Raw genomic sequence first — 2,859 nt, 5'->3', positions numbered from 1 at the left:
TGGCAGAATCTGTGTCTATAACATCGGCTATCACATCGTCTGGTCAACAAAGTACCGACGCAAAGTTATAGAAGGAGCAGTTGAAACCAGGTTGAAGTCACTTTTTCAAGAGATAGCCACGGATTTGAAATCAAAGAAATGTTTTCTAAAAAAAAGCCTGGCCTCAAACGAGAGCCAGGCTTTTTTCTTCGAACTCGACGTTCAGGAAATGGCATCCTTCAGGGGCAGATAGGGCAGCAGCAGCTGCAACGCTTTTGGTAAAACCCACCCGAAAACGACCAGCACTCCAAACGGTAAAAATAAGATCGCAAGTCCAGCCACCAGGACCGAAGCGCGGAAGCGCTTGGAGATCACCATGGCGATGATTCCGAATACGAATAGCGCTAACAGGCAAAGTTCAAGCATAGTCGACCTCTAATGGTTCCCTGTTTGACCGGCGTCAAAGTCTATATCGGTATTATTTGGAAAAACTTGAGCTATGGACGAAAAAATCCATGATTGTGGCAGGATGCCTAACTGTATTGGCCACTTGGACAAGTTCGATTTAAGGGAAAATGAGCGGTACGGCTGGGGAATAAAAAAAGCCTCGATCCCATAGGATCGAAGCCGTCTTCTCTAGAAGAAATAGCCATAGCACCTAAAGATCAAAAAATCTTAAAGGGCATCTTTCACAGGTGAAAACAATTTTACCGCTTTGCCGATGCCTACCAGCACGCCAAAGGGCAAGAACATCACAACCATACCAGCAAACATAATCAGGCGAGCTAATCGATGAATAATCTTCAACGCAAGTCCTGACATTGGTCTACCTCTAGTGATGTTTGTATTGCGACCTCTTAAATAACGTATCGGTAATTTTGGGAAAAACTTGAAAGAGTCAGTATTAACGCAAGAAAACCCGATGGTTGAAGGGTCTTTAATTCATCGGGTTGGATTTTCCTTGGAGTCAGAGAAAGCCGGGGAATCAAGGCGAGCGCGTCCACACCTCAATGATTTTACCGGATGCGAGGGAGCTGTTGTCGATATCCATCACGATTTGATCATTGGTATAGCTCGTAATCAGCGAGGAATAAAACGAGGTGAGTTTCGCGACGATAGCCCCATCACCCAGCACCATGAGCTTGCTGAAATTGGCGAAGCTATCGCCCGCGGCGAAAGTCCGTAGAAGGCACGAATGGCCTGTAACAGCCACCTGATCCAGAGCGGTGACGACCACAGTTCCGGTCCTGGGATTTTCAGGATTAATGCCGTTAGCGATATCATTATAATAGCATTTGCTCTGCCAGGTTCCGGGCAGAACGGACGACAAAGGCAAGGGGTTGCGTTCATGGGAACCGACTGTGATCGTGTTAAGATCTGTGGTTTGACCGGCTGTGACCGTGACACTCACATCCTTAATGTAAAAGCCTTTGGTGATTCGAATCGTATAGGTCCCGGCTGGTACGAAGAGGAGGCTGAAGGTTCCGTCATCGCCTGTTCGTACAAAGAACGGCTTGCCGGGAATGAAAATATCCGCACCTGCCAGGGTTACCCCGGCGTCGGCAAAGGCCAGATTGCCGATGATTGCGGTGACCTCCTTTAAAGCGGTTTGTCCGATGTCGAGCATTCGGTCCGTCGTCAACGATTCTTCTGCGATCTCGACCTTGCGGCGGACACCCAAAGCCCGACCCGAACCATCATCGGGCACTTTCACCTGCAGGGTATACGTAAAATCCAGGGACGTGGCGGCAGTCCCCGTTTCGGCGAGCCCGGTTGCGGTCGAAAAACTGGAATCTATGATCAACGCTCCGGCTGCAATATCAACGCTGAAATTGGCAGAGGCATCGGTCGTTCCTTGCGCGACAACCACACCATCGTTTCGAATCAGCTCCACTTCCTTATTTTGGAGAACGGCCGTGTTTGAAGCGTCCTCTCCATTGGCCACGCTGCCGGAAATGATCAGGGCCTGGGTCGGTATGAGGCTGCTTTCGGTTTCTGCCGGTATGGTGCTGTGGATGACCCTGTCCGTCGACTCGTCTGAACAGGCTTGCAGGATTACTAGCATGGCGAAAAATGCAAGCGCGCATCGCATCGTCTTTCACTCCCTTTTGACTGGAATTTTATCAATTTTATGCTGTCGGCTTGGGTCTGGCAAGGCAGCTGTGAGGTCACTTTGCTGCGTGGCATCAGAACTCCTCTTTATGCTTTAATAGGCCCACCATAAGGAGGGCTTGCCCATGAAACTTTTCGTTTATCATCTGGCTTTGAAACCTCAGTATCATGACTTTGCAGCCTGGGATGCCGGCGTTCAGGAGACCTTCAATCAACACGCTGAATATCTGAACCGGGGTATTCAACACGGTCGCGTGATGATGGTGGGGCGAACCGATACGGAGCTCCGCGATAATTTTGGAATGGTGATTTTCGAAGCCGAAAATCAGGCTGATGCTGATGAGTTCATGAATTCAGATCCAGCGGTGTCGAAGGGGGTCATGGTGGGCCGCGCGTTTCCTTTCAAATTGCTGAAAGTGACCGAACAGGCGAAAAAGTGGAACGCCTGGTAACACACTTGCAGCCGTGCAGCCGGCAATGAGGGGTGCATGCGCTGTGCGAGCCAAGCCAACACTAAAGCCATTCCGCCCGGCAGAGCAGGCGGTGAATGCGCAGCATTTCCTCCTGCCCTGGTGGTCGCACCATAAAAGGCACCCGCCGCCAGCACGGATCGTCTTTGGCAAAGGCCGGTGAACGCAGAGCCAAATAATAAGCACCCTTGAGTTTGGGTGTGCAGCTCAAAAAGATTTGCGTGAGGGGGTAGGCCGCACTCCAACCCTGCATGCGCTCGTTGATTTCCTCAAAGAAGAGTTGTGACTGCCGCAGTCG

Annotated in this window: 5 protein-coding genes and 1 pseudogene; 2 read left to right on the top strand and 4 right to left on the bottom strand. The window is 50.5% G+C overall.

All coding sequences use genetic code 11. The features are described from left to right. Nucleotides 1-7: 7 nt before the first annotated feature. Nucleotides 8-130, top strand: a pseudogene (locus VE954_RS41945) (transposase); the annotation flags it as partial. 71 nt (nucleotides 131-201) lie between these two features. Here the strand turns inward: VE954_RS41945 and VE954_RS41940 are convergent. The 3 genes from VE954_RS41940 to VE954_RS41930 form a co-directional block, all read right to left on the bottom strand. Beyond that, nucleotides 202-405 (bottom strand): hypothetical protein, encoded by a 204-nt coding sequence (locus VE954_RS41940; protein WP_324964517.1) that lies wholly within the window; start codon nucleotides 403-405, stop codon nucleotides 202-204. Between the two features lie 249 nt (nucleotides 406-654). Beyond that, a complete protein-coding gene (locus tag VE954_RS41935; protein WP_324964515.1) occupies nucleotides 655-801 on the bottom strand; it encodes a hypothetical protein in 147 nt (48 codons plus the stop codon). A gap of 163 nt (nucleotides 802-964) precedes the next feature. Continuing rightward, a complete protein-coding gene (locus VE954_RS41930; RefSeq protein WP_324964513.1) occupies nucleotides 965-2,071 on the bottom strand; it encodes a carboxypeptidase regulatory-like domain-containing protein in 1,107 nt (368 codons plus the stop codon). A 145-nt stretch (nucleotides 2,072-2,216) separates the two neighbouring features. On the opposite strand from VE954_RS41930, the gene VE954_RS41925 reads away from it, so the two are divergent. After that, on the top strand, nucleotides 2,217-2,543 hold the full coding sequence (locus VE954_RS41925) for a YciI family protein (protein WP_324964511.1): 327 nt from the start codon (nucleotides 2,217-2,219) through the stop codon (nucleotides 2,541-2,543). Between the two features lie 61 nt (nucleotides 2,544-2,604). On the opposite strand, the gene VE954_RS41920 is transcribed toward VE954_RS41925, so the two are convergent. Then, the coding region (locus VE954_RS41920; RefSeq protein WP_324964509.1) for a hypothetical protein at nucleotides 2,605-2,859 on the bottom strand (255 nt) is incomplete at its 5' end.

It is taken from the genome of Oligoflexus sp. (assembly GCF_035638955.1).
GTDB lineage: Bacteria > Bdellovibrionota_B > Oligoflexia > Oligoflexales > Oligoflexaceae > Oligoflexus.
This window is presented reverse-complemented; position numbering and strand designations above follow the sequence as displayed.

Excerpts from the sequence above, each read along its gene's own strand:
- VE954_RS41940 (WP_324964517.1), bottom strand. The coding sequence starts at position 405 with ATGCTTGAACTTTGCCTGTTAGCGCTATTCGTATTCGGAATCATCGCC.
- VE954_RS41935 (WP_324964515.1), bottom strand. The coding sequence starts at position 801 with ATGTCAGGACTTGCGTTGAAGATTATTCATCGATTAGCTCGCCTGATT.
- VE954_RS41930 (WP_324964513.1), bottom strand. The coding sequence starts at position 2,071 with ATGCGATGCGCGCTTGCATTTTTCGCCATGCTAGTAATCCTGCAAGCC.
- VE954_RS41925 (WP_324964511.1), top strand. The coding sequence starts at position 2,217 with ATGAAACTTTTCGTTTATCATCTGGCTTTGAAACCTCAGTATCATGAC.